The organism is Corallococcus sp. AS-1-6 (assembly GCF_020037015.1).
GTDB lineage: Bacteria > Myxococcota > Myxococcia > Myxococcales > Myxococcaceae > Corallococcus.
In genome coordinates, this window is sequence record NZ_JAIQDE010000005.1 from 102,570 (window position 1) to 126,095 (window position 23,526).

The window sequence follows — 23,526 nt, forward strand, 5'->3', positions numbered from 1 at the left end:
CTCAATCTCCCCCCTTCACAACAAGACGTCGTAGCGGAGAACCGTGCGTCGTCAGCTCGGCGGAAATTCTTGCTAGCTCTTCCTTCAGATTGGCCTGACAAGCCTCAATTGTCCGGCAGCGGCCGACGGCATCCTGTAGCCGACTCAAGACCTTCTTGTGATACAACTCGGGATGAGGCCCCTCGTGCCCGTTGAGCCGCACCTTGTTCGCGGCATCATCAAGGCTCATCCCCGCCTTCTTGAAGATGCGCTCACACAGCGGCGTCCAAGGGCCGCCTGTGGAAGCCGAAACCAGGTTCTTGTTCGTACAGATGTGATGAACCGGGCCCTCCGAGTCGCCCTGAATACCGCTCGAGTACATCGCGACGGCAGCGGTTGCTCCCGGAGCCAGCGTCACGTTCAGCACTCCAGCCGCGGGCATCGAGATGGACGACACCCCACCATTCAGCGCCGTCCCGAGCTGGAATCCCGCCTCGGCTTGTCCTCTGAACACAGCCTGGGGGAAGCCCGGGAGCCGGGGCCCCTGGGCCGCCATCGCGTTCTTCCCGCCCAGGGCCGCCGTGACGAGCAGCACCAGGACACGCGTGCCGTTTGTACCCAACACCTTTCCGAAACGGTGACCGATGTCCCGCAGCTCGATGACGCTCGTTGCCCTCTCAGCGTCGTCCCACAGCCGCACGAAGCCCCGGCCCATCTCCCAGACCGGCACCACTCCGAGGTAGGCCAGCAGCATTGCCGCGCTGAGCCCCACCTGGCTCAGGGGTGGCGTCGCGAGTCTCGCAAGGACCCGCTCCGCCTCCTCGGAGGAGAAACCCAGCGTGGACGTCGCTGCCCAGAACCAGAACAGCACCAGCACCAGCACCAGCACCAGCACCAGCCATGGCAGCCGCATGCGGAACTCCGGAGCGCGGAAAACGAAAAAGGCCGGCTGCCACGAGGGCAACCGGCCTTTTTCTTCTTGGAGCCGACATCCGGATTTGAACCGGAGACCTACTGATTACGAATCAGTTGCTCTACCAACTGAGCTATGTCGGCGCACCGAAGGCGGCGCGTAAGTACCATCCGCATCCAGACCCGGCAAGGAGTTTTTCCGCGCCCTTTCAAGCGCCCTCCTCCACGCCCGCTTCTATCCCCCAGAAGCCCTGACATTCATGACACAGCGCATCTGTTGGGGTGACACACCGCGTCGGCTAAGCCCGCGACTTTTCTCCCTAATTTGGAGAAATGGCCTGGCGCCAGACTGGTTGAATCCCCGTGGCGCCTGTGCTCATAAGGGCGCCGCTTTCCCCAGTGGCCCCCATCCGGGTGGGCCCTCAAGGAGCACGTTCCATCATGGCCAGCGAAGAGACTTTCATGCGCGCCCCGGCCCCTACGCCCAAGCGCACCATCTACACGGAGGCGATGGAGATCTTCCACTTCGCGGCGGATCTCATCGGCCTGGACAAGCGGGTGCGTCTGGAGCTCGAAGAGCCCGACTACGAGCACATCTTCTACGTCACCGCGAAGCTCAAGGACCGGCTCGTGCCGCTGTCCCAGGACGCGGCGAAGTCCTTCGCCGACCTGTCCGTCACGCAGGTGCGCAACCCCGAAGGCCTGGAGCGCCTGGCCAACGGCAACATCATCCTGAACGGCCGCGCCCTGCTGGGCTCCGACGTCGCCATCCGCCACGGCCACCTGCGCCTGCCGGACGGGCTGGTGTACCAGTTGGTCCCCGGTGAGTCGCAGCGCTTCAAGGCCTACCGCGTCCAGCACAACCAGGCCCGTGGCCCCTACAAGGGCGGCCTGCGCTACCACCGCGAGGTGTCCCTGGACCTCTTCAAGGCGCTCGCCGCGGAGATGACCTGGAAGACCGCCATCGCGGAGGTCCCCTTCGGCGGCGGCAAGGGCGGCATCCAGTTGGATCCCCGCGAGTACGGCCGCGAGGAGATCGAGGCCATCACCCTGCGCTTCATGTACCGGCTCAAGAGCCTCATCGGGCCGAACATCGACATCCCGGCGCCGGACGTGGGCACCAACCCGGAGATCATGGCGCTCCTGTACCGCCAGTTCTCCGACGGTGAGCGCGAGCGCCACAACCTGCGCGGCATCGTCACCGGCAAGGACGTGCGCATCGGCGGGTCGGAAGGCCGCGGCAAGGCCACCGGCCAGGGCGTCGCGTTCTGCATCGAGGACTACTACGCCGACCGCGGCGAGAGCGTGAAGGGCAAGACCTTCGTCATCCAGGGCTTCGGCAACGTGGGCAGCCACGCCGCCATCATCCTGGGGAACATGGGCGCGCGCCTGCTCGCGGTGAACGACGCCGACGGCTCCATCTTCAACGGCGACGGCATCGACGTGAACGCGCTGGCCGCCTACGTGGCGGACCCCAAGAACCTCAAGCGCTCTGTCGTGGGCTTCCCCGGCGCCCAGCGCATCGAGAAGAAGGACCTCTGGGACGTGCAGGCGGACATCCTCGTCCCCGCCGCCCTGGGCGGTGAGATCACCGCGGACGTCGCGGAGCGCCTCAAGGTCAAGCTCATCGCGGAGGGCGCCAACGGCCCCACCACCCCGGAGGCCGACCGCGTCCTGCAGAAGCGCGGCATCGAGCTCATCCCGGACATCATCGCCAACGCCGGCGGCGTGACGGTGTCCTACTACGAGTGGATCCAGAACAAGCGCATGGAGCGCTGGAGCGAGGCCGAGGTCGATCAGCGCCTCGAGCGCGCCATGAAGCGCAACTACCGCATCATCCGGGACATCTCGCGCAACCAGCCGCGCAAGACGGAGATGCACGACAGCCGCCCGTACTGCATCGGGAAGACGGTGGACAGCCGCTGCGCCGCGATGATCCTCGCGCTCAAGCGCATCGAGGCCCACTACCTCCTCGAGGGCTTCTCGCAGTAACCGGCGTCACCGGTTCCGCGCGTCGCCCCACCGGGGCACGGTGTCTTCCCGCTTCACCGCGGGAAGGGCCGTGCCCCGTGGTGTTTCAGTGCATCACCCGCTCGCGGTCCACCAGGAGCAGCGGCGCGTCGTCCAGGGTCTCGTAGGCCACGATGCGCAGGCCCACGCCGCGGCTGTTGCCGGGACGCCCGTCCTTGCGCCCGAAGGCCAGCGCCACCTGGTAGCGGACCTCGCACAGGCACGTCATCTCCGTGCCGTCCTCGCCCGCGAACGTCACCTTCAGCTTCTCGCCCAACCCCAGCGAGTCGCGCACCTCGATGAACATGCCCCGCGCGCTGATGTTGCGGCCAATGCCCCGCATCATCCCGTCCTGGGTGGACAGGTACACGGTGAAGATCTTGTCGAAGCGCAGGTGGGAGCGGCGTTCCTGGGGCTGCGTGTTCATGCGGGGAGGGCTCCGAAACAGGTGGGGACAGGGGCAAACTACACGGTAGCCAGATGTAGGCAAATAATCACCTACATCCACCCTGACGCACCGTGACGCACCATGTTCCGGTTCACGGGAAAGCGCTGCCCCCGGCGCGGCCATCGGTGGCAGCATCGCCGGGCTGTCCCCCCTCTTTTTCCGGAGTTGCCCGCCGTGAATCGCATCCTGGCCGCCGCCTTTGCCCTCCTTGTGCCCACGCTCGCCCTGGCCGACGTGGACTCGCGCTTCGCGAAGCTGCGCGACGAGTCCGAGCCCCTGGGCGGACTGGGCGCCTTCCTGGAGAAGTACGTGGGCGAGTGTGACGGGGCGCTCGTGGATCCCCAGTGCAAGCAGCAGGCGGAGGCCTTCCGCAAGAAGTACACGGGCAAGCGCCTGTACATGATCATCACCGAGGACGACGCGGGCATGCTGTCCCCGGGCGACTTCAACCCCGGCACCAACGAGTACACCATCAACATCACGCCCTTCTTCTCGGGCGGGAAGTACGGGCTGTCCCACGGCGCGCCGAAGAAGACGGACGCGCAGGGCAACCCGGTGATGAACTACCTCACGGTGAGCGGCACGGCGCCGGACATGTGGAACGGCGGCACGTTCAACCGCATGTTCATGGCGCGGGGCGTGCGCGCGCAGGTCGTCTTCACCCCGCAGTCGGTGTGGACGCTGCCCAAGAAGGGCGGCGGGAAGACCTACGGCGTCAACGCCCGCATCGAAGCCGTCCTCGTCACCGAGGGCCGCACCGGCAACCAGTTGGGGCTGTGGCTCAACGGCAAGGACGCGGGCGGGAGGTAGCCCCCCCGCCGTCGCTCAGCGGGCGATGGCGATGTACTGGAGCGCGTCGCCCCGCTGGACGCGCAGCAGGATGCTGGCCCCGGCGCTGCCCCGCTCCAGGGCGGCCTTCACCGCGGCGGTGTCCTTCACGCGGCGGCGGTTCACCTCCATGACGACGTCACCCGCGCGCAGTCCGGCCTGCTCCGCCGGGCTGCGCGGCACCACGCCGGACACGAGCGCGCCCAGGAAGGCCTCGTAGCCCAGGGGCGCGGCCACCTCCGGCGTCAAGTCGCGCAGCACCAGCCCCAGGTCGTTCGCGCTGCTGCCGCCCCGGTGGGAGAGCCCCTCCGTGGCCTCCTGCGCGGGCCGGGCGACGAGCCGCACCGCCACCTCCTGGGTGCCGCCGTCGCGCAGCAGCGTCAGCTTCGCCTCCGTGCCCGGGGCCAGCAGCGCCACCTTGCGCAGGAGCTGGAGGTAGCTGCCAATGGGCCGGCCGTTCACCGCCACCAGCCGGTCCCCGGGGCGGATGTGGGCCTGGGCGGCGGGGCTGCCCCGGTAGACGTCCTTCACCACCGGCGCCGTGGCGGTGGCGTCCGCGCCGTCCTCGTTGATGACGACGCCCAGCCAGCCGCGCTCCAGCTTCCCGTTCTCCCGCAGGTTGGGCAGCAGGTCCTTCACCAGGTTGATGGGCACCGCGAAGCCAATGCCCTGCCCCTCGCTGATGATGGCGGTGTTCACGCCAATCACCTCGCCCTTCATGTTGAAGAGCGGGCCGCCGGAGTTGCCGGGGTTGATGAGCGCGTCCGTCTGGATGAAGTCGTCGAACTGGCCCACGCCCAGCACGCGCTCCTTCGCGGAGATCATCCCGTGCGCCACCGAGTGGTCCAGGCCGAACGGGTTGCCGATGGCCACCACCCAGTCCCCCACCTCCAGCGCGTCCGAGTCCCCCAGGTACACCGCGGGCAGCGTCCCCAGCCCCGCGCCGTTCAGCCGCAGGAGCGCCACGTCCGTGGACGCGTCGCGGCCCACCACCTCCGCGGGGAACTCGCGGCCGTCCGCCAGCCGCACGGACACCTGCTGCACCGGCACCTCGCGGGGGCCGTCCTTGCCCGGCGTGACGCCGGAGCCGGCGGGGTATACCGACGGGCCCTGCGCGTTGGCCACCACGTGGTTGTTGGTGACGACGAGCCCGTCGGGCGTCAGCACGAAGCCGGAGCCGGTGGAGCGCTTCACCGCGCCCGCCACCGCCCCGGGCCCCACCGTGGTGATGTTCACCACGCCCGCCTCCACCGCGCGGATCAGCGGCGCCAGCGACGTGGGGGGCGTGAAGCGGGGCAGGCCCGCGTAGCCGGCGGGGCGCTCGCGCCACAGCGAGGCCGCGCCCGCGGGGGCCGGGGCGTCCACCGTCGCGGGCGGAGGGGACGCGAACCAGGCCAGGTGCTCGCGCACGCGGGCCTGGAGCCAGGGCTTGAGCGGATCCTCGGCGGCCCCCGCCACCGGGGCGAGCGCCACCACGAGAAGGACGCTGAACAGTCGGACGGACACGGAGCGGCAGCTTACACGGCGGGCCATGGCGTCAGAGCCCAACAGACCGCTGGCCGCTCCCCTTCCCGTCCCGAGGGCACCCCGAAGGCCCCGCGGGCCCTCAGGCCTGGGCCGGGGCCACGTACCGGGCCACCTTCACCCGGGCGGGGCGGATGATGCGGTCCTTCAGGCGGTAGCCCGCGCGGAACTCGGCGACGACCTTCTGGTCGTCCGCCGGGATGGGCGTCACCTCCATGTCCGCCGCCTCGGCCACGTTCGGATCGTAGGGGCGCCCCACCACCTGGATGCGCTCGATGCCGGTGGCCTGGGCCTTGGAGAGCAGGCTGTCGCGGATCATCCGCACGCCCTGCACCACGGGGGACGTGTCCTGCTGGCTGGCGTTCAGCACCAGGTCCAGCTCGTCGATGGCCTCCAGCAGCGTGCGGGCCACGTTGCCGCGCTCCACGTCGAGCATGCGCTCGCGCTCGCGGGTGATGCGCTGCTTGAACTCCTCGCGGTCCTTGGTGAGGTCCTGGAGCCCCCGGGCCAGCTCGTTCACCCGGCGGCGCGCCGCATCAAGCTCGGCCTGGAGCCGGGCGACTTCGCCGTCCTCCACGGGCTCGGCCTGCGTGTCGGAGCCCGCGGCCTCCGCCTGCGTCTCGGCGGGGGCCTGCGTCTCCGGGGTCTCGTCGCTGCGGGGATTGCCGTCCATTGTCGAACCTGCGCCAGGGGTTGGGAGAAACGAACCTCGATGAGCGGCGCGAACGTAACCGCGAGGACGGTCCTGTCAACGCGCCTAGTGGTTGGACGGGGCCTGGGGCGGCGCTTCCGCCATGAAGCCGTGATCCACCTGCCCGGTCACCTCGTCGATGATTTCCACCTGCGCGGCCCGAAGCGAGTAGTAGAGGAGCCACCGCTCGGCGGCCGTCAGCGTCCCCGCGGGCAGCGCCTCCTCGATCTCCTGCACCGTGAGCCGGCCGTCCTTCAGGCCCTTGGCGAACAACGCTTTGCGCGCGACGTAGCTCTTTCCAATCCGGTTCTCCACGGCGACGCCTCCTTGTCGTTGGAAAGTAATTTCGCCCACCGGCCACCGCAGGCTGGCGGTGGATCCGGTGGGCGAAGGGCTGCCCGGAGGGCAGGCAGGCGTGGGCTCAGGAGTCGAGCTTGCCTTCGGCGTGCTGCGTGGGCGGCACCGGCGGCTCGGACTCCGTGCCCCCAACGGGGTGCGCGGAGATGACCGTGCGGGCCTCCGGGTGGAGCAGGCCGCGCTGCGCCTGCACCTTGGGCCCCAGGATGGTGATCATCGCCTCCTCCTCGATGACCTCCGTCGCCAGGAGCCGCGCCGCCAGGGCCTCCACCTTTTCACGGTGGGTGTGGAGGACCTCCCGGGCGCGGTCCAGCGCCTCGGCGACCATCTTGCGGACCTCGTCGTCGATCATCCGCGCCGTCTGCTCGGAGTAGCTGCGCGACTCCGGCATGCCCGCGGACCTGAGGAAGCCCGGCCCCTGCTCACCGCTCAGCGCCACCGGACCCAGCGTGCTCATGCCGTAGTCGCGGACCATCATCTTGGCGATCTCCGTCGCCTGCTTGATGTCGTTGGACGCGCCGGTGGACACCTCGCCGATGAAGATCTCCTCCGCCGCGCGGCCGCCCATCATGCCGGCCATCTTGTCGCGCAGCTCGTCGAAGGACATGAGGTAGCGGTCCTCCAGGGGCAGCGACATGGTGTAGCCCAGCGCCGCCAGGCCGCGCGGGATGATGGACACCTTGGTCACCCGCTCCGCGTAGGGCAGCATCCAGCCCACCACCGCGTGGCCCGCCTCGTGGTGCGCGACGATCTCCTTCTCGCGCTCGTTCATGCGGCGGTTCTTCTTCTCCAGGCCCGCCACCACGCGCTCGATGGCCTCCTCGAAGTCCGCCCGCATCACCGCGTCGCGGTTCTTGCGCGCGGCGAGCAGCGCCGCCTCGTTGACCACGTTGGCCAGGTCCGCGCCGGCGAAGCCCGGGGTGCGGCTGGCGATGACCTTCAGGTCCACGTCCGAGGCCAGCTTCACGCCCTTGGCGTGGATCTCCAGCACCCGCTCGCGGCCGCGCTTGTCCGGGCGGTCCACCAGCACCTGCCGGTCGAAGCGGCCCGGGCGCATCAGCGCGCTGTCCAGGATCTCCGGGCGGTTGGTCGCCGCCAGGATGATGAGGCCCGCGCGGCTGTCGAAGCCGTCCATCTCCGCGAGCAACTGGTTGAGCGTCTGCTCGCGCTCGTCGTGGCCGCCGGCCACGCCCGAGTTGCGGCTCTTGCCGATGGCGTCCAGCTCGTCGATGAAGATGATGCACGGCGCCTTCGCCGTGGCCTGGGCGAAGAGGTCGCGGACGCGGGCGGCGCCCACGCCGACGAACATCTCCACGAACTCCGAACCGGAGAGGTTGAAGAAGGGCACGCCCGCCTCACCCGCCACGGCGCGCGCCAGCAGCGTCTTGCCCGTGCCCGGAGGGCCCACGAGCAGCACGCCCTTGGGGATGCGGCCACCCAGGCGGCGGAACTTCTCCGGCGTCTTGAGGAACTCGACGATTTCGCGGAGCTCGTCCACGGCCTCGTCCACGCCGGCCACGTCCTTGAAGCCCACGCCGGTGTCGGCCTCCGCCTGCACCTTCGCGCGCGTCTTGCCAAAGGACATGACGCTCTGCGGGCCCTGCCCCATGCCGCCGGACATCCGGCGCATCATGAAGCTCCAGAAGAGGATGAGCAGGCCCATCGGGATGAGCCAGATCCACAGCACCTCGCTGAAGCTGGACTGCGGCACGGCCTCGAACTGGATGCCCTTCTGCTCCAGGAGGGGCACCAGGCCCTCGTCACCGGGGACGCGGTAGGCCATCCACGGCAGGGCGCTGGGCTCGCTGCGCAGCGTGCCGCGCTCGCCCGGAGGCGGCTGGGCGTTCTCCTTGAGGAAGCCCTTCACCCACTCGTTTGAAATCTGCACGCGGCTGAACTGGTTGTTCTCCACCGCGTCGCGCAGTTGGCTGTACGACACCCGGCGCACGCCCGCGTCCTGAAACACGTTCCGGAACAGCAGGAACCCCAGGACGAGCAGGAGGATGTAGCCCAGTGGTGAGCCGAACTTGAACCCACCTTTCGTGGGTGTTGGCTTGTCGCTCTTCTTTCCGCGCGGGCCCATCCCCGGCGGCAGGTCCTGTGGCTTCATCGTCGGCACGCTCGCCCTCCCCCTCCCCCGTGCACACGACACCATGTCGTATGACGGTTCCCTCAGCCGGCCAAAGATGGTCACCACCGCCAAGCCGTCAACCGCAGGGCGTGATCGGATGACGACGAACGGGGTCGGGACTGTCCGATCAGCGGCAGTCGAAGCGGACCAGGGGCTCGCCCGCGAACTCACTGCCCAACAGGTAGCCGCGGCCGTCCTGGAGGAACGTCACGGCCTCCGACTGGGCCTGGCTGGCGCCGGGCACCTCCACCACCTGCGCCTGGACGAAGTCCTCCAGCCGCTTCGCGTCCGGGCGGCGCAGCTCCCACACGCGGGTGTACGTGCGCACCAGCAGGCGCTCGCCGGAGGGGTGCAGGGCGGCGGCGGTGGCCAGGCGGTCCACGTCATCCGGCACGCGCAGGGTGCCCAGCTTCCGCGCCCTGCCGGTGGCGCCGGGCTTCAGGCCCTCCACCGCGTACAGGTCGCCCAGGGACGCGCGCGTCTTGGTGAGGATGCCCACCTGCCCGGAGCGGCTGTCGACGATCAGCGACTCGGCGTCATGGGCGCCGTCCTCGTAGACGAAGGGCAGCGCGTCCACCGGGAGCGTGGCGTTGGTGACGGACGTGGGCTCCGGCAGTCGGAACAGGCGAGGCTCCTTGCGCCGCTCGAAGTTGTCGCCGGTGTCCGCCAGGAAGATGCAGGAGTCCTTGTCCCCGGGCGCGCACGGGCCCACGGCGACGTCCTCGATGTCGCGGGGGGCCGCGCCGGTGAGCGTCAGCGTGGCCTTCACCGCGCCCGTCTCGTCCAGGGCGAACAGCTCGAAGGCGTTGTTGGAGTCGTTGTGCCCCCAGAAGATGCCCGGGTGGCGCTGGCTGGCGGCCAGGCCGGACAGCTCCGGGACCTGGCGGGGCACGGCGCCCGTCGGGTGGCCTTCCGTGTAGAGCAGGCAGCCCTCCATCCCCGTGGCGGGCACCTGCCGCAGGCCGGCGTCCGGGGCCTGGGAGGCCGTGGGCGCCGGACGGGAGCTGGAGCAGGCGGCGGACAGCAGGAGGCCCGCGGCGGCGGCGAGGCGGGTGGTGGGGCGCACGGTCAGTGGTCCAGGTCCAGCAGCCGGGCCAGGGTCTTCGCGTCCGCGTCCGGGAAGCGGTACTGGCCCATCTCCTCCAGCGCCACCCAGCGGTGGTCGTGCACGCGCAGGTGGTGGATCTGCGCGTCCGGGTCGCTCAGGCGGCAGCGGAACACGCGGAAGTCGATGTCGTAGGTCGGGTACTCGTGGCGGGTGTGCATGACCTGCTCGAGCACCTCGATGCGGACCCCCATCTCCTCCAGCAGCTCGCGGGCGAGCGCCACCGTGTCCTGCTCGCCCTCCTCCACCCGGCCGCCCGGGAACTCCCACAAGAGGGGCAGCGACGCGGTGGGAGGACGCTGGGTGATGAGGTAGCGACCCATCTCGTTCTGGAGCATCGCGCCGACGACGCGCACGTGACGACGGGTCATTCACTTCTCCTCGATTGGGGTCCCAAAGATGGAAGGCAGGGTGCGGCGGCGTAACACAGCCCCTGTCCGGCGCCAATGCGCAAGGCCCTCCTGGGCAGCAGCGTGCGCACGCCCGGGACGCGCGGCCACCCCACCGGGCCCCGTCCTCCAGGGCGGCCCCGGGAACGCGGAAGGCGGGGGCCCGGAGGGGATGGAGGCGCCTGGAACCGGGGGACGGCGGGCTGTTGGGGACTTCACGTCCCGGGGAGGCGCTCCCTGGCCGGCCCACCGTCCATGAGGGGTGCGTGTGGGATTCAAGTGACGCGCGGGCCGGATGGCGCCATGCTCGGGGGATGACACAGAGTCGGAGAGAGCGGGCCGAAGCGCTTGGCGCCGCGCTGAAGGCAGCGCGGCAGCAGGCGGGGCTCTCCATGGAGGAAGTCGCGGAGCATCTGGAACTGGGCGTGGAAGTCCTGGCCCGCGTCGAGCGAGGGGTGATGGTCCCCACCATCCCCACGCTGAGCCGGCTGTGCGCCCTGATGAAGCTGGACCCGGACAGCCTGCCGGACCTCCCGGAGCTGAGTGATTGACGCGTCTGGCGGGCCCCTGACCGGCCCGCCGGCGCGTCGCCCGCCTCCTTCAGCCCAGCCGCCCCACCAGGTGCGGCTTCCCCTCCTCCGACAGCACCCGGAACGCCACGCCCGCGGGCTCGCGGGCCGTCTGGAACGTCACCCGGGACGGCAGGAACAGCGGCTTCTTGAAGTCGCAGTCCAACTGGAGCGCGTCCGCCTGGGCCGCCTCGCCCAGCTCCGCCACGCAGCGCGCGAGCGTCCACATGCCGTGCGCGATGGCGCGAGGGAAGCCGAAGGGCTTCGCGGTGACGGCCGTGAGGTGGATGGGGTTGAAGTCGCCAGAGGCCCGAGCGTAGCGGCGCCCCGTGTCCGCGGGGATGTTCCAGGGCGCGGGGCGGCTGGACGTAAAGCGCGTGTCCTCCGGCGGCGGGGCCTTGCGCGCGCCGTCCTTGTCCTTCCGGTCCGCGTGGCGGCGCAGCATGGTGCTGACGGCCTGCCAGAGCAGCTCGCCGGTCTCCTGGGCCTCGACGCGCGTCTCGATGTCGAACTCGTGGCCGGCTGGCACCTCGCGCTGGCCGTCGAAGCGGCAGGCCACGGTGAGCGCGGCGGTGTCCGGCAGGCGGCGGTGCTGCTGGATGCGGTTGCGCACGTGCACGGTGCCCAGCACGGAGTACGGAAAGTCGGGCTGGCCCAGCAGTTGGAGGTGCAGCGGCGTGGCCAGCACCTGCGGGTACGTGAGCGGCAGGAAGCCGTCGGCGTCGAAGCCGCACGCGGCGCGGTAGCGCTCCAGCAGCACGGGCGACGCGCGGCAGCCGTGCGCCCGCAGCGTCAGGGCCGGCAGCGTGGCGCGGCCCCGGGACTTCCCGAAGGGAATGGCCGCCCGCAGGAGCGTGGCGGGCATCGCCGGGAGCGAGTGCAGGTCGAGGATGGGAGCGGACATGCGGCGGATTCTCCGACACCCGCTCCCGCCGCGCGCGGGATTTGTGAGGCCGCTCGCGTCAGCTCTTGAGCCCGTGCCGGCGCAGGAGCCGGTACAGGTAGACGCGGTCCATGTCCGCGGCGGCGGCGGCCCGGGACACCTTGCCGCCGTGCAGCTTGAGGAGCGCTTCGACGTAGTCGTGCTCGAAGGCCTCCAGCGCCCGGCGGCGCGACTCCGCGTACGTCAGCGAGGCGTCCACCGCGCGAGGGGCCACGGGACTCGAGGCCTCGGGCGCGGAGGGCGGCAGCGCGCTCTGGAAGACGAGGCAGCGCTCCAGGTGGTTGCGCAGCTCGCGCACGTTGCCGGGCCAGGCGGCGCGCTGGAGCCGCGCGAGGAAGTCCGGCGAGGTGAGCATCGCGAGCTGTTCGGGCGTGGCGCCGAGCCCCGCGAGGATGTGCTCGACAATGAGCGGGATGTCCTCCGTGCGCTCGCGCAGCGACGGGAGCGGGATGCCCACCACCGCGAGGCGGAAGAAGAGGTCCGCGCGGAAGCGGCCGGCTTCGACCTCCGCGCGCAGGTCGCGGTGCGTGGCCGCGATGACGCGCACGTTGACGGCCTGGTACGTGTTGGAGCCCAGGCGGCGGATCTCCCGGTTCTCCAGCACGCGCAGCAGCTTCGGCTGGAGCTCGGCGGGCAGCTCGCCAATCTCGTCCAGGAAGATGGTGCCTCCGTCGGCCTCCTCGAAGGCGCCCACGCGGCGCTGGATGGCGCCGGTGAAGGCGCCCTTCTCATGGCCGAACAGCTCGCTCTCCAGGAGGTTGGCCGGGAGCGCGCCGCAGTCCACGACGAGGAACGGCGCGTTCGCGCGAGCCCCGGCCCGGTGGATGGCGAGCGCCGCGCGGCTCTTGCCCGTGCCCGTCTCCCCCTCCAGCAGCACCGTGGCGTTGCACGCCGCCGCGCACGCCATGCGCTCGAAGCTGGCCCTCGCCGCGGCCGACGTGGCCACCAGCTCTCCGAACGTCGCCTGCTCCCGCGCCGGCTCCGGGAGCGCCTCCGCGGGCTCCGGAGCCACCTGCATCCGGAGAGCGCGCTGCGCCTCATCCAGGCTCAACGGCCCGGGCGTCACCGGCTCGGACCGCGCTTCGTGTCGCGCGGGCGGATGGCCCCCCGTGGATCCGCTCCGCACCCGGGCCCGGGACTGGCGCCACCGGACCCCGTCCACGTAGGTCCCCGGACGTTCATCCTGGGCCCGCGCGCGCGCCCCCTTGTGCTCCGACTTCATCTCGCAGTGGAAACGCGGCACGGCGGACTCCTCGCTCGACAGGTTCATGGAGGAAGCGGTCCCCCCGGGACCGGTGACGGATGGTGAACGGCGCTCAAGGACACGGCGACGACGCGCGCGTGGAGGCATGCCATCCCGTCAGCCGACGGACCTGTGACCCGGGACCCCTCCCGGGCATGTTCCAGCACCCCTCGTCGTCCATTACGCCCGGGGATCTGGATATTCCCGGACATTTTCCGGCGCGGTCAGCGCACGGTGAGGTCCACCACGAAGCCGGCGGCGGCGTCACCCTCGCGGGAGGCGTCGATGACGTCGGGGCGCTCGTCGCCCACCCACAGGCCCAGCACGTCGTACACCAGCCACTGCGCCAGGGACCGGGAGGCCCCCTGCGCGGCGTCGCGCGGCACGCCGGACAGGGCGCCCTGCGCGTCCATCAGGGCCCGGGTCAGCCGGGCCGGCATCACCCACAGCTCCGGGCGCACGAAGGCGGGCACCAGGAAGAGGCAGAACGCGGCCTCCGTGCGCGCGAGCAGCGCGTCCAGGCGCTCACGGCCCAGGCGGAGCGTCGGCAGCCACTGCCCCTCTCCGCGCTGCTCCAGCTTCGCCACCGGCACGCGGACGACGCGGCGCGTGCGCACGAAGCCCTCGCGCTCCACGGACACGACGAAGGCGATCTCGGACGCGGCCTCCGGCGGAGGCTCGGGGTGGCGGTGCACCGTCATGGAGAGCGACAGCGGCGAGGCCACCAGCGAACCCAGCGCCGCCTGCACGTACGCCAGCTCCGAGCGCAGCCCTTCGAGCAGCCTCGCGACCAGCTCCGGCGTCTCCTCGCGGAAGCGCTGGGGATGGTGCTGGGCGGCCTCCGCCTCCACGCGGCCCACCGCGCCCACCAGCACGTCCTCCAGGTCGCGGTCGCGCAGCCAGGTGCGCCCGCCCAGGGGCACCGCGCGCGTCACGTGCAGGTGGCGCAGGGAGGCCGTCAGCGTCGCGGGCTCGGAGGACTCGGGGGGAGGTTCGTGCTTCCCCTGCCCTGCTCCGGCCTGGAGGTAGGACTGGAGTGAGCGGGCGCGGAAGCGGGCCCGGGGGGACGGGTGCTCCAGCATCTTGCGCACCAGGCGCCGGTCCGTGGCGTTGCGGACGAGCGACAGCGTGGCCAGCTCCGCCTCCGACGAGGCCTCGTCCGGCGCGCACCACAGGAGGAACTCGATGGCCGCCTTGCGCAGCACGGGCTTCCTGCCCATGCGCCAGGTCACCTCCTTGCGCCAGGCGACCAGCCCATCCAGGCCGGGCCGCGCGGGCGTGCGGAAGCGCGGCCACATCTCCGCGCACTCCTCCGCCAGCCACACCAGGTGCGTGAAGCCGGGCAATGACTCCAGCTTCGCGCGGGCGCGGGTGCGCCGCTCGAACGCCTCCGGCACGCCCCGCCGCACGGAGGCGCGGAACAGGCGCTCCTCCAACCACAGGAGCGTGAGCGCCAGCGCGGGCTCGGCCTTGCGCATCGTGCCCTGGCAGTGGTCGAGCACGAAGCGCGCGTGGCCCAGGTCGGCGGCGGTCTCGAAGTCGCTCTGCACGAGCGCGCCCAGTGCGCCGCGCAGGCCGTCCACCGGAGGCGCGTCGAAGAGCGTGAGCAGGTCGCAGAGGTTCTCCACCACCGCGGGCGGCCCGCCCACCTCCACGGTGCGCGCCAGCAGGAGCCCCGCGCGCGAGCACCAGTCCGGCTCCTTGCGCCCGTTGGGGTAGCACGCGAGGAAGCCGCGCATGCCGCTCCGTCCGTCCTGCGACGTGGCCAGCGCGAAGAGCCGCTCGCCCAGCACCTCGCTCGCCTCGCGCCACGGGATGCGCGCGACGCGCGTGCGGATGAAGTCGGTGAGCTTGTCGCGGCCACCGTCCCGGGTGTCGGGGAGCAGCGACCGCAGTTGCTCCAGCAGGTCCACGGACTTCGCGCCCGTGCCCATGACGTACTTGAGGTCCACCTCCACCGAGTCCTGGAAGCGCAGCGCGCGGCCGTCGTAGGTGCAGGGCACGTCGCGCACCAGCGTCGACAGCGCCTCCGGGTGGCGCTTGAGGTAGCGCGTCAGCACCGTGGAGACCGTGACGGTGCTCTCCCGGTGGATGCGCTCGGCGCTCTCCGTGTCGCCCGCTTCACGCAGCGCGGTCACCGCCGCGTCCCGCCTCGCCAGCAGTTGCTTCAGGAGCCCCGCACGGGGCTCTTCGTAGGGCCAGAGCAGCTCGCTGAGCGAGGCAAGGAGGAAGAGGAGCTCGGCCGGGGTGCGCTCGCCCGGGGACAGCCGCTCCCACGCGGCGGCCTGGGCGCGCGTGCGCTCCTCCAGCGAAGCACCGCGCACCCAGCGGGCGAAGTCCTCGCGCCACTCCGCGCTCGACGCCACGGCCTCTTGCGGCGCCGTCGCGGCGACGCGCGCATGGAGGGCCTGGAGCGGCTCCGGCCAGGAGGAGGCTTCAACCAACGGCTGCATGGGACCTCGAGAGGCTCACGCGAATCGCACGCGGGTGCAAGCCATGAGCGCCAGGACGCAGGGGCTCGGGGCCCACCGCCCGCGACCTTGCATGGCTCAAGCGCATCGCGCGGCGGTGCCAGCGACACGCGCCGCGAGGCAGCGGCGCCGGGTTCACCGCAGGGAGCATCGACGGCCTCACCCGGGCCTCGGAGCGCTGGCGGGGACCAGGGCCGTGGGCTCGGGGCTGGCGGCCACGGTGATGATCACGGACTTGGACGTGGGCGTGCGGCTCTTCTCCGCGAAGCTGCCCACCGGCACCAGCACGTTCGCTTCCGGGAAGTAGGTGGCCGCGCACTGGCGCGGGATGTTGTACGGCACCACCAGGAACTCGCGCGCCACCCGCGTCTCTCCCTGGAAGTGGCTGGTGAGGTCCACCTTCTGCCCCGCCGTCAGCCCGCGCGCCTTCACGTCCTCCGGGTGCAGGAACACCACGCGCCGCCCCTGGTGGATGCCCCGGTAGCGGTCGTCCAGTCCGTACACGGTGGTGTTGTACTGATCATGCGAGCGCAGCGTCATCATCATGAGCTGCCCGGGCTCCAGCCGGTGGCGAGGCATCTCGTGCACCGTGAAGTGCGCCTTGCCGTCCTTCGTCGTGAAGCGCCCCTCGCGAGGCCCGTTGGGCAGCGCGAACCCGCCGGGCTGGTGCACGCGGCGGTTGAAGTCCTCGAAGCCCGGGATGCAGCGCTGGATCAGCTCGCGCACCCGGTCGTAGTCCTCCACCAGGGACATCCACGGCACCTTCGAGCGCGCCCCCAGCACCGCGTGCGCCAGCCGCGCCACGATGACGGGCTCGCTGAGCAGGTGCTCGGACGCGGGGGCCACGGCGCCGCGCGACGCGTGCACCATCCCCATCGAGTCCTCCACCGTCACGAACTGCCGCCCCGACGCCTGCACGTCGTGCTCGGTCCGCCCCAGGCACGGGAGGATGAGCGCGCGCTGTCCATGCACCAGGTGCGCGCGGTTGAGCTTCGTGGACACGTGCACCGTGAGCCGCGCGCGCCGGAGCGCTTGCGCGGTGAACTCCGTGTCCGGCGTGGCGGACAGGAAGTTGCCGCCCATGGCGAAGAACACCTTCACGCGCCCGTCGTGCAGCGCCTGGAGCGTCCCCACCGTGTCCAGCCCGGTGTGGCGCGGCGGCGCGAAGCCGAACTCCTTCGACAGCGCGTCCATGAACTCGGGCTTCGCGTGCTCCCAGATGCCCATGGTGCGGTCGCCCTGCACGTTGCTGTGACCGCGCACCGGGCACACGCCCGCGCCCTGCTTGCCGATGCTGCCGCGCAGGAGCGTGAGGTTCACGATCTCCTGCACGTTGCCCACCGCGTTCTTGTGCTGCGTGAGCCCCATGGCCCAGCAGAAGATGGTGCGCTCCGAGCGCGCCAGGATGTCCGCGGCCTCTTCAATCTGCTCGCGAGGCACCCCGCTCTCCTCCACCACGTCGTCCCAGGACACCGTGGCCAGGTGCGCCACGTACGCCTCGAAGCCCGTCGTCCTGCCCTCGACGAACGCCCGGTCCACCACCGTGCCCGGGGCCTTCGCCTCGCGGTCCAGCAGCGCCTTGCCCAGCCCCTGGAGGAGCGCCACGTCGCCGTTGATGCGCACCTGGAGGAACAGCTTGTTCAGCGCCGTGCCCGGGCCGAACAGGTGCAGCACCTCCTGCGGGTGCTTGAAGCGGTTGAGCCCCGTCTCCGGCAGCGGGTTGACGCTGACGATCTCACAGCCCCGGCGCGCGGCGGCCTGGAGCGCCGTCAGCATGCGCGGGTGGTTGGTGCCCGGGTTCTGCCCGATGACGAAGATGGCCTGCGCGTGGTCGAAGTCCTCCAGCGTCACCGACCCCTTGCCAATGCCAATCGTCTCCGACAAGCCCGTGCCGCTGGACTCGTGGCACATGTTGGAGCAGTCCGGCAGGTTGTTGGTGCCGAACTGCCGCACGAACAACTGGTAGAGGAACGCGGCCTCGTTGCTCGTGCGGCCGGACGTGTAGAAGGCCGCCTCGTCCGGCGAGCCCAGCGCGTTCAGCTCCTCCGCCACCAGCGCGAAGGCGTCATCCCAGGAGAGGGGCTCGTAGTGCGCCGAGCCCTCGCGCAGCACCATGGGGTGCGTGAGCCGGCCCGCCTTGCCCAGCCACAGGTCGGACTGCTCCGCGAGCCGCGCCACGCTCCACTCGCGGAAGAACTCCGGCGTCACGCGCTCCTGCGTGCCCTCCTCCGCCAGCGCCTTCGCGCCGTTCTCGCAGTACTCCTGCACGGACCGGTGGGAAGGGTCCGGCCACGCGCAGCCCGGACAGTCGAAGCCGTCGTGCTGGTTGACCTTCCAGATGAGCTTGCCGCCGCGCCACGGGCCCGCCTCCCCCAGCACGTGCTTGAACGCGCTCAGCACCGCCGGCACGCCGCCCGCCACCGTCTTCACCGGCCCCACGTCCGGAGCCCGGTTCTCCAACGGAGGCTGGGCCGCCGGCACCGCCAACACGCTCCCCTTCCCGTCCTGTCCCTGATCCATGTCCCACCTCTGCGCGGCGGGACTCTACCGCGCCCGCGTCCTCCCGGCAGGCGGGGGCCCGGGCCGGCGGTCCCGCCATCGCCGGGATGGACGCACGTGAGGACGCCTGAGTCCACGCAACTCCACGGAAAACCACGATTTCAAGCCTCGCGGGGCTCATGCAGCATGGGTTTCACGTGGAGTGCCCCCCGGCGCTCCGCGTCAACCCCCGCAGCAGGAGGCCCCCCCATGAAGGCCTTCCGTTCCGCTGTCGTCGCCGCGCTGTTCCTGTCCCTCCCCGCCCTGGCCGCCCCGGTGGTCCACAGCATCTGGTCCAGCCACGGCCTCTACGTCGCCGACAGCACCGGGCGCTACACGGTGACGAGCTCCAACACCGTCGTCGCCTGGAACCAGTCCACCAACACCGCGTTCGTGAACTTCCACGGGTTCGCGGGCGGCAACGAGTACGACTTCGAGCTGGTGGGCTCGCCCGCGATCGCGACCACCGTCGACGACATCACCGGCGTCTGGAACATCCGCCGCAACGGCGCGTTCATCTGCACCGGCTGCACGGGCACCGCCTACTGGCTGAGCCAGCCCGCGGGCACCGGCAGCTACTTCAAGTTCTACGACTCCACCAACGTGTTCCACTTCAGCGCCTACATCGACGCGCGCAAGGACTACTGACGCACGGCGTCCAGCGTGTCCTGGAGTGACGCTGGCCCTGCACGCAAGCCCCCCGCGGCCCCGGGGGTTCGGTTAGGGTGCCCGCGCTGAGCGCCCCTTCCTGGCGCCCTCTTTCCAGGAGTCTTCCGCATGTCCCGCATCATCCGCGCCTCTCGCGGCACCACCCTCTCCTGCAAGGGCTGGGTGCAGGAGGCCGCGCTCCGGATGCTGATGAACAACCTCGACCCGGAGGTGGCCGAGCAGCCCGGAGACCTGGTCGTCTACGGCGGCACCGGCAAGGCCGCCCGGGACTGGCCCTCGTTCGACCGCATCGTCCAGAGCCTCCAGAGCCTCACGGACGAGGAGACGCTGCTCGTGCAGTCCGGCAAGCCCGTGGGCATCCTGCGCACGCACCCGGACGCGCCGCGCGTGCTCATCGCCAACTCCAACCTCGTGGGCCACTGGGCCAACTGGGAGCACTTCCACGAGCTGGAGAAGAAGGGCCTGATGATGTACGGCCAGATGACGGCCGGCTCGTGGATCTACATCGGCACGCAGGGCATCCTGCAGGGCACCTACGAGACCTTCGCCGCCGCGGGCCGCTTCCACTTCGGCAGCGAGGACCTGGCCGGCCGGCTCATCCTCTCCGGCGGCCTGGGCGGCATGGGCGGCGCGCAGCCCCTGGCCGCGACCATGAACAACGCCGTGTTCCTGGGCGTGGAAATCGATCCGCACCGCGCGCAGCGCCGCGTGGAGACGCGCTACCTGGACGTCGTCGCCAAGGACCTGGACGAGGCGCTGGCGCTGGCGAAGGACGCGCAGCAGAAGCGCGTGGGCCGCTCCATCGCCATCATCGGCAACGCGGCGTCGGTGTTCCGGGAGCTGTACAAGCGCGGCATCAAGCCGGACCTCGTGACGGACCAGACGAGCGCGCATGATCCGCTCAACGGCTACATCCCCACGGACCTGTCGCTGGAGGCCGCCGCGGAGCTGCGCAAGCGCGACCCGGAGGGCTACGTGAAGCGCGCCCGCGAGTCGATGATCATGCACGTGCAGGCCATGAACGACTTCCAGGCCGCCGGCAGCCACGTCTTCGACTACGGCAACAACCTGCGCGGCCAGGCGAAGGTGGGCGGCATGGAGAACGCCTTCGAGTTCCCCGGCTTCGTGCCCGCGTACATCCGCCCGCTGTTCTGCGAGGGCCTGGGGCCCTTCCGCTGGGTGGCGCTGTCCGGAGACCCGGAGGACATCCGCCGCACGGACCGCGCGGTGCGCGAGCTGTTCCCCCAGAAGGCGTCGCTCAACCGCTGGCTGGACATGGCCCAGGAGCGCGTGGCGTTCCAGGGCCTGCCCGCGCGCATCTGCTGGCTGGGCTACGGCGAGCGCGCCAAGGCGGGCCTCGCCTTCAACGAGCTGGTCCGCAAGGGCGAGGTGAAGGCCCCCATCGTGATTGGCCGCGACCACCTGGACTGCGGCAGCGTGGCGTCCCCCAACCGCGAGACGGAGGCCATGAAGGACGGCTCGGACGCGGTGGCGGACTGGCCCATCCTCAACGCGCTGGTGAACGCGGTGAACGGCGCCTCCTGGGTGTCGTTCCACCACGGCGGCGGCGTGGGCATGGGCTACTCGCTGCACGCGGGCCAGGTCATCGTCGCGGACGGCACGCCGGAGGCCGCGCGCCGCATCGAGCGCGTCCTCACGTCCGACCCCGGCATGGGCGTGCTGCGCCACGCGGACGCGGGCTACCCGGAGGCCATCGACGTGGCGAAGGAGCGAGGCGTGCGCATCCCCGGCCTCACCGCCTAGAGTGCGGCGGATGCCACGACGCGTCCGACCCTTCGTGATGACCGCGGTGATGGGGGTGCTCGCGGGCTGCACCCCCACCACCGCCGGGCCCATGGTGATGCGCCTGGGCCCGGGCATGCCCCGGGAGAACTTCTTCCAGCTCGGCCTGCGCGCCGGTCCCCGCCTCAACGCCCCGCAGTTGTCGGAGCGCGGGGAGAACGGCACCTTCCAGGGTGACGCGAAGCCCTTCCAGAATGATCAATGGGGCATCGACCTCGACGGCTCGGTGACGGTGCCCGTGAGCGACCGGCTGTCGTGGCACCTGGGCCTGCAGGGCGAGTTCGTCGGCCTGCCGGTGCCCGGCTACGGCGTGTACTCGGGCGTGTCGTACTACGTCGGCTCGGAGAAGGTGGGCCTGGCGCCGGCCCTCTCCGTGCGCGGCGCGTCCGACTTCGGGCTGGGTGAGCCGAAGAGCACGAACAGCCTGTTCGGCGCGGAGGCCACCTGCGCCTTCACCGTGCAGCCGGAGCCCGGCATGTCGCTGGGGCTGGTGCCGTTCTTCAGCGTGCAGCAGTCGCTGGTGAACCCCGGCTCGCAGGTGACGACGTACTTCTACGGCGCCGTGGTGGCGGCGCAGCTCAAGTTCGGCGAGACGCGCACGAAGCTGGAGCTGTCCGGCGGCTTCGGCCGGGCGCACTCAGGTGACACGAGCTGGAACGCGCCCGTGGTGGGCGCGCGCGGAGGACGCTGAGCATGGAAGCCCTGGACCTGTGGGTGCGCAACACCTCCGAGGTGCTCACCGTGGAGGGCACGCACCGCGAGCCCGCGGAGAAGGCCCTCACCCCCCGCCCGGGCGCGGGCATCGGCGTGAAGGACGGCCGCGTGGCCTACGTGGGCCCGGAGTCCGGCCTGCCGAAGGGAGCGCTCACGGACGCCACGGAGATCCTCGACGCCGAAGGCGGCTTCGTGGGCCCGGGCTTCGTGGATCCGCACACGCACCTGGTGTTCGCGGGCGAGCGCTCCCACGAGTTCGACCTGCGCAACCAGGGCGCCACGTACCTCGAGATCGCCAAGGCGGGCGGAGGCATCGCCAACACGGTGAGCGCCACGCGCGCCGCGAGCGAGGAGGAGCTGGCGAGGCTCGCCCTGCCCCGCATGGAGCGGCTGCTCGCGCAGGGCGTGACGACCGCCGAGGTGAAGAGCGGCTACGGCCTGAACCTGGCGGACGAGCTGAAGATGCTGCGCGCGGTGCGCCGCCTGGGCGCGCTGTCACCGCTGGAGCTGGTGCCCACGCTGCTGTGCGCGCACTCGGTGCCCCCGGAGTACAAGGACCGCCGCGCCGACTACCTGGACCTCTGCATCAACGAAATCCTCCCCGCCGTGGCGCGCGAGGGCCTGGCGCGCTTCTGCGACGTCTTCACCGAGGACAGCGCCTTCACCGTGGAGGAGTCCCGCCGGCTGCTCAACGCGGGCAAGGCGCTGGGCCTCACGCCGCGCCTGCACGCGGATCAGCTCACCGCGTGTGGCGCCTCGGCGCTCGCCGCGGAGGTGGGCGCCGCCAGCGCGGACCACCTGGAGCAGGTGACGGACGAGGGCATCCGCGCGCTCGCCGCCGCCAACGTCACCGCCGTACTCGTGCCCACCTCCACCCTCTTCCTGCGCATGCGCCCCTACGCGCCCGGCCGGAAGCTGCGCGACGCGGGCGTCAACATCGCTTTGGGTTCAAACGTGAATCCCGGCTCCTCCATGACGGAGAACCTGGCGCTGGTGCTGGGGCTCGCCTGCCTGGAGAACGGCCTGTCGGCCGCGGAGGCCTACTGGGCCGCCACCCGAGGGGCCGCGCAATGCTTGGGGTTGCAACGGCAGGGGCGGCTGGCCGTGGGTGACGCGGGCGACCTGGTGGTCTTCTCCTGTCGCAGCTACAGGCATCTGCCTTATCATCTGGGTATCAGTCACGCGCGCGTGGTGGTGAAGAGCGGACGTGTGGTGTTCCACGCGCGAATGAATCACTGCCCCTGAGTGGATGCCGCTGAACAACTGGCATCGGCCGAGGGGGCAGGTGGAACTTCCCTCGTGGGCCGGCCGTTGTAGAGATCATCTGCCACCATGTGCCGATTATTTGGATTCAGGAGTGCTGTTCCCGCCGCTGTCCACACCGCCCTCGTGACGGAGAGGAATTCCCTCCTCATCCAGTCGCGTGAACACAAGGACGGCTGGGGCATCGCCACGTATGGGCCGGAGTCCTCTCCGCTCGTCGCGCATGGTGTGGGCCCCGCGCACAGCGACCCCGACTTCGAGCGCGTGTCGAGCCAGGTGTCCGCGCGCACGGTGGTGGCGCACATCCGGCTGGCGAGCGTGGGGGCGGTGGAGCTGCGCAACTCGCACCCGTTCCACTTCGGCCGCTGGTCCTTCGTGCACAACGGCACGCTGCGCGAGTTCGCGAAGCACAAGCCCGCCGTGGAGGCGCTCATCCACCCGGAGCTGCGCGTCAACATCAAGGGCACCACGGACAGCGAGCGCTGCTTCTACCTGTTCCTGTCGCGGCTGTCGGCGCGCGGGCCGCTCGACGGCACGGTGGGCGTGGAGGCGATGGCGCAGGCGCTCGCGGAGACGATGACGCTGGTGTCCACGCTGACGGACGTGCCGGGGAGCCGCGAGCCGAAGGAGCACTCCGCGATGAACTTCCTCGTCACGGACGGCGAGGCGATGGTGGCCACGCGCCGCAACCGCACCCTCTTCATCTCCTCCGGCATCGGCGGTTGCCCGGAAGCGCTGCGCACGCCGAACACGGGCGTGCCGCTGCGGCAGTTCCTGGTCGCCAGCGAATCCCTGTGCGGCGGACCGCACTGGGTGCCGGTGGACGAGGAGGACGTGGTGGGTGTGGACTCGCGGCTCACGTTCCACCGCTGGAAGGTGCAGACGCTGGCGGACGGGGTGCTCAACCCGAGGCCGGAAGCCCGGCACGCCACGGTCTGA

Annotated in this window: 19 protein-coding genes, 1 tRNA gene and 1 pseudogene; 8 read left to right on the forward strand and 13 right to left on the reverse strand. The window is 70.9% G+C overall.

The genetic code is table 11. From position 1 onward, the window contains the following. Position 1: 1 nt before the first annotated feature. Positions 2 to 751 (reverse strand): annotated as a pseudogene (locus K8612_RS08920) (AHH domain-containing protein); the annotation flags it as partial. 208 nt (positions 752 to 959) lie between these two features. Continuing rightward, positions 960 to 1,035, reverse strand: a tRNA-Thr gene (locus K8612_RS08925). 297 nt (positions 1,036 to 1,332) lie between these two features. Between K8612_RS08925 and K8612_RS08930 the strand changes: the two genes are divergently transcribed. After that, a complete protein-coding gene (locus tag K8612_RS08930) occupies positions 1,333 to 2,883 on the forward strand; it encodes a Glu/Leu/Phe/Val dehydrogenase (RefSeq protein WP_306799631.1) in 1,551 nt (516 codons plus the stop codon). An 85-nt stretch (positions 2,884 to 2,968) separates the two neighbouring features. Here the strand turns inward: K8612_RS08930 and K8612_RS08935 are convergent, their stop codons facing one another. After that, complete coding sequence (locus K8612_RS08935) at positions 2,969 to 3,328, reverse strand: PilZ domain-containing protein (RefSeq protein WP_120549467.1); 360 nt, start codon at positions 3,326 to 3,328, stop codon at positions 2,969 to 2,971. 195 nt (positions 3,329 to 3,523) lie between these two features. On the opposite strand from K8612_RS08935, the gene K8612_RS08940 reads away from it, so the two are divergent. Then, a complete protein-coding gene (locus K8612_RS08940) occupies positions 3,524 to 4,159 on the forward strand; it encodes a DUF6066 family protein (protein WP_223761980.1) in 636 nt (211 codons plus the stop codon). Positions 4,160 to 4,174: 15 nt separating this feature from the next. On the opposite strand, the gene K8612_RS08945 is transcribed toward K8612_RS08940, so the two are convergent. From K8612_RS08945 to K8612_RS08970, 6 genes are all read right to left on the reverse strand, one after another. Next, positions 4,175 to 5,710 (reverse strand): trypsin-like peptidase domain-containing protein, encoded by a 1,536-nt coding sequence (locus K8612_RS08945; RefSeq protein WP_223761981.1) that lies wholly within the window; start codon positions 5,708 to 5,710, stop codon positions 4,175 to 4,177. 73 nt (positions 5,711 to 5,783) lie between these two features. After that, a complete protein-coding gene (locus K8612_RS08950; protein WP_223742116.1) occupies positions 5,784 to 6,374 on the reverse strand; it encodes a nucleotide exchange factor GrpE in 591 nt (196 codons plus the stop codon). A gap of 84 nt (positions 6,375 to 6,458) precedes the next feature. Then, the gene (locus K8612_RS08955) at positions 6,459 to 6,707 is read right to left on the reverse strand and encodes an RNA polymerase sigma factor region1.1 domain-containing protein (protein WP_014396380.1); all 249 of its coding nucleotides are present in this window, start codon (positions 6,705 to 6,707) and stop codon (positions 6,459 to 6,461) included. A gap of 106 nt (positions 6,708 to 6,813) precedes the next feature. Beyond that, a complete protein-coding gene (ftsH, locus tag K8612_RS08960; RefSeq protein ID WP_370639956.1) occupies positions 6,814 to 8,859 on the reverse strand; it encodes an ATP-dependent zinc metalloprotease FtsH in 2,046 nt (681 codons plus the stop codon). A gap of 148 nt (positions 8,860 to 9,007) precedes the next feature. Beyond that, a complete protein-coding gene (locus tag K8612_RS08965) occupies positions 9,008 to 9,946 on the reverse strand; it encodes a hypothetical protein (RefSeq protein ID WP_373692089.1) in 939 nt (312 codons plus the stop codon). A gap of 2 nt (positions 9,947 to 9,948) precedes the next feature. Then, complete coding sequence (locus K8612_RS08970; RefSeq protein WP_223742115.1) at positions 9,949 to 10,356, reverse strand: (deoxy)nucleoside triphosphate pyrophosphohydrolase; 408 nt, start codon at positions 10,354 to 10,356, stop codon at positions 9,949 to 9,951. Between the two features lie 332 nt (positions 10,357 to 10,688). On the opposite strand from K8612_RS08970, the gene K8612_RS08975 reads away from it, so the two are divergent. Then, entirely contained in the window at positions 10,689 to 10,925 is a 237-nt protein-coding gene (locus tag K8612_RS08975; RefSeq protein ID WP_043321491.1) for a helix-turn-helix domain-containing protein, read from the forward strand. A 49-nt stretch (positions 10,926 to 10,974) separates the two neighbouring features. On the opposite strand, the gene K8612_RS08980 is transcribed toward K8612_RS08975, so the two are convergent. The 4 genes from K8612_RS08980 to K8612_RS08995 all read right to left on the reverse strand — a co-directional run bounded on the left by K8612_RS08980 (position 10,975) and on the right by K8612_RS08995 (position 18,120). Next, complete coding sequence (locus tag K8612_RS08980) at positions 10,975 to 11,847, reverse strand: MaoC family dehydratase (RefSeq protein ID WP_223761982.1); 873 nt, start codon at positions 11,845 to 11,847, stop codon at positions 10,975 to 10,977. 58 nt (positions 11,848 to 11,905) lie between these two features. Next, the gene (locus K8612_RS08985; protein WP_223761983.1) at positions 11,906 to 13,156 is read right to left on the reverse strand and encodes a sigma-54-dependent Fis family transcriptional regulator; all 1,251 of its coding nucleotides are present in this window, start codon (positions 13,154 to 13,156) and stop codon (positions 11,906 to 11,908) included. A 197-nt stretch (positions 13,157 to 13,353) separates the two neighbouring features. Further along, positions 13,354 to 15,582 (reverse strand): hypothetical protein, encoded by a 2,229-nt coding sequence (locus tag K8612_RS08990; RefSeq protein WP_223761984.1) that lies wholly within the window; start codon positions 15,580 to 15,582, stop codon positions 13,354 to 13,356. A 177-nt stretch (positions 15,583 to 15,759) separates the two neighbouring features. After that, positions 15,760 to 18,120, reverse strand: a complete 2,361-nt coding sequence (locus K8612_RS08995; protein ID WP_223761985.1) for an FdhF/YdeP family oxidoreductase — start codon at positions 18,118 to 18,120, stop codon at positions 15,760 to 15,762. A 228-nt stretch (positions 18,121 to 18,348) separates the two neighbouring features. Here K8612_RS08995 and K8612_RS09000 point away from each other — a divergent pair, with 228 nt between their 5' ends. The 5 genes from K8612_RS09000 to K8612_RS09020 all read left to right on the forward strand — a co-directional run bounded on the left by K8612_RS09000 (position 18,349) and on the right by K8612_RS09020 (position 23,526). Further along, positions 18,349 to 18,786 carry a hypothetical protein gene (locus K8612_RS09000; RefSeq protein ID WP_223742110.1) on the forward strand — a complete coding sequence of 146 codons (438 nt, stop codon included), beginning with the start codon at positions 18,349 to 18,351 and terminating at the stop codon, positions 18,784 to 18,786. Positions 18,787 to 18,915: 129 nt separating this feature from the next. Next, the gene (gene hutU / locus K8612_RS09005) at positions 18,916 to 20,571 is read left to right on the forward strand and encodes a urocanate hydratase (protein WP_120588127.1); all 1,656 of its coding nucleotides are present in this window, start codon (positions 18,916 to 18,918) and stop codon (positions 20,569 to 20,571) included. A 10-nt stretch (positions 20,572 to 20,581) separates the two neighbouring features. Further along, the gene (locus K8612_RS09010) at positions 20,582 to 21,301 is read left to right on the forward strand and encodes a hypothetical protein (RefSeq protein WP_223761986.1); all 720 of its coding nucleotides are present in this window, start codon (positions 20,582 to 20,584) and stop codon (positions 21,299 to 21,301) included. A gap of 2 nt (positions 21,302 to 21,303) precedes the next feature. Then, complete coding sequence (hutI, locus tag K8612_RS09015; protein WP_223761987.1) at positions 21,304 to 22,569, forward strand: imidazolonepropionase; 1,266 nt, start codon at positions 21,304 to 21,306, stop codon at positions 22,567 to 22,569. Between the two features lie 87 nt (positions 22,570 to 22,656). After that, positions 22,657 to 23,526, forward strand: coding sequence for a class II glutamine amidotransferase (locus K8612_RS09020; protein WP_223761988.1), 870 nt, complete (start codon positions 22,657 to 22,659; stop codon positions 23,524 to 23,526).

What these genes read in the sequence shown, in the direction of transcription:
- K8612_RS08930 (WP_306799631.1), top strand. Translation starts at nt 1,333, where the DNA reads ATGGCCAGCGAAGAGACTTTCATGCGCGCCCCGGCCCCTACGCCCAAG.
- K8612_RS08935 (WP_120549467.1), bottom strand. Translation starts at nt 3,328, where the DNA reads ATGAACACGCAGCCCCAGGAACGCCGCTCCCACCTGCGCTTCGACAAG.
- K8612_RS08945 (WP_223761981.1), bottom strand. Translation starts at nt 5,710, where the DNA reads ATGGCCCGCCGTGTAAGCTGCCGCTCCGTGTCCGTCCGACTGTTCAGC.
- K8612_RS08950 (WP_223742116.1), bottom strand. Translation starts at nt 6,374, where the DNA reads ATGGACGGCAATCCCCGCAGCGACGAGACCCCGGAGACGCAGGCCCCC.
- ftsH (WP_370639956.1), bottom strand. Translation starts at nt 8,859, where the DNA reads ATGAAGCCACAGGACCTGCCGCCGGGGATGGGCCCGCGCGGAAAGAAG.
- K8612_RS08970 (WP_223742115.1), bottom strand. Translation starts at nt 10,356, where the DNA reads ATGACCCGTCGTCACGTGCGCGTCGTCGGCGCGATGCTCCAGAACGAG.
- K8612_RS08975 (WP_043321491.1), top strand. Translation starts at nt 10,689, where the DNA reads ATGACACAGAGTCGGAGAGAGCGGGCCGAAGCGCTTGGCGCCGCGCTG.
- K8612_RS08980 (WP_223761982.1), bottom strand. Translation starts at nt 11,847, where the DNA reads ATGTCCGCTCCCATCCTCGACCTGCACTCGCTCCCGGCGATGCCCGCC.
- K8612_RS08985 (WP_223761983.1), bottom strand. Translation starts at nt 13,156, where the DNA reads ATGAACCTGTCGAGCGAGGAGTCCGCCGTGCCGCGTTTCCACTGCGAG.
- K8612_RS08990 (WP_223761984.1), bottom strand. Translation starts at nt 15,582, where the DNA reads ATGCAGCCGTTGGTTGAAGCCTCCTCCTGGCCGGAGCCGCTCCAGGCC.
- K8612_RS08995 (WP_223761985.1), bottom strand. Translation starts at nt 18,120, where the DNA reads ATGGATCAGGGACAGGACGGGAAGGGGAGCGTGTTGGCGGTGCCGGCG.
- K8612_RS09000 (WP_223742110.1), top strand. Translation starts at nt 18,349, where the DNA reads ATGAAGGCCTTCCGTTCCGCTGTCGTCGCCGCGCTGTTCCTGTCCCTC.
- hutU (WP_120588127.1), top strand. Translation starts at nt 18,916, where the DNA reads ATGTCCCGCATCATCCGCGCCTCTCGCGGCACCACCCTCTCCTGCAAG.
- K8612_RS09010 (WP_223761986.1), top strand. Translation starts at nt 20,582, where the DNA reads ATGCCACGACGCGTCCGACCCTTCGTGATGACCGCGGTGATGGGGGTG.
- hutI (WP_223761987.1), top strand. Translation starts at nt 21,304, where the DNA reads ATGGAAGCCCTGGACCTGTGGGTGCGCAACACCTCCGAGGTGCTCACC.
- K8612_RS09020 (WP_223761988.1), top strand. Translation starts at nt 22,657, where the DNA reads ATGTGCCGATTATTTGGATTCAGGAGTGCTGTTCCCGCCGCTGTCCAC.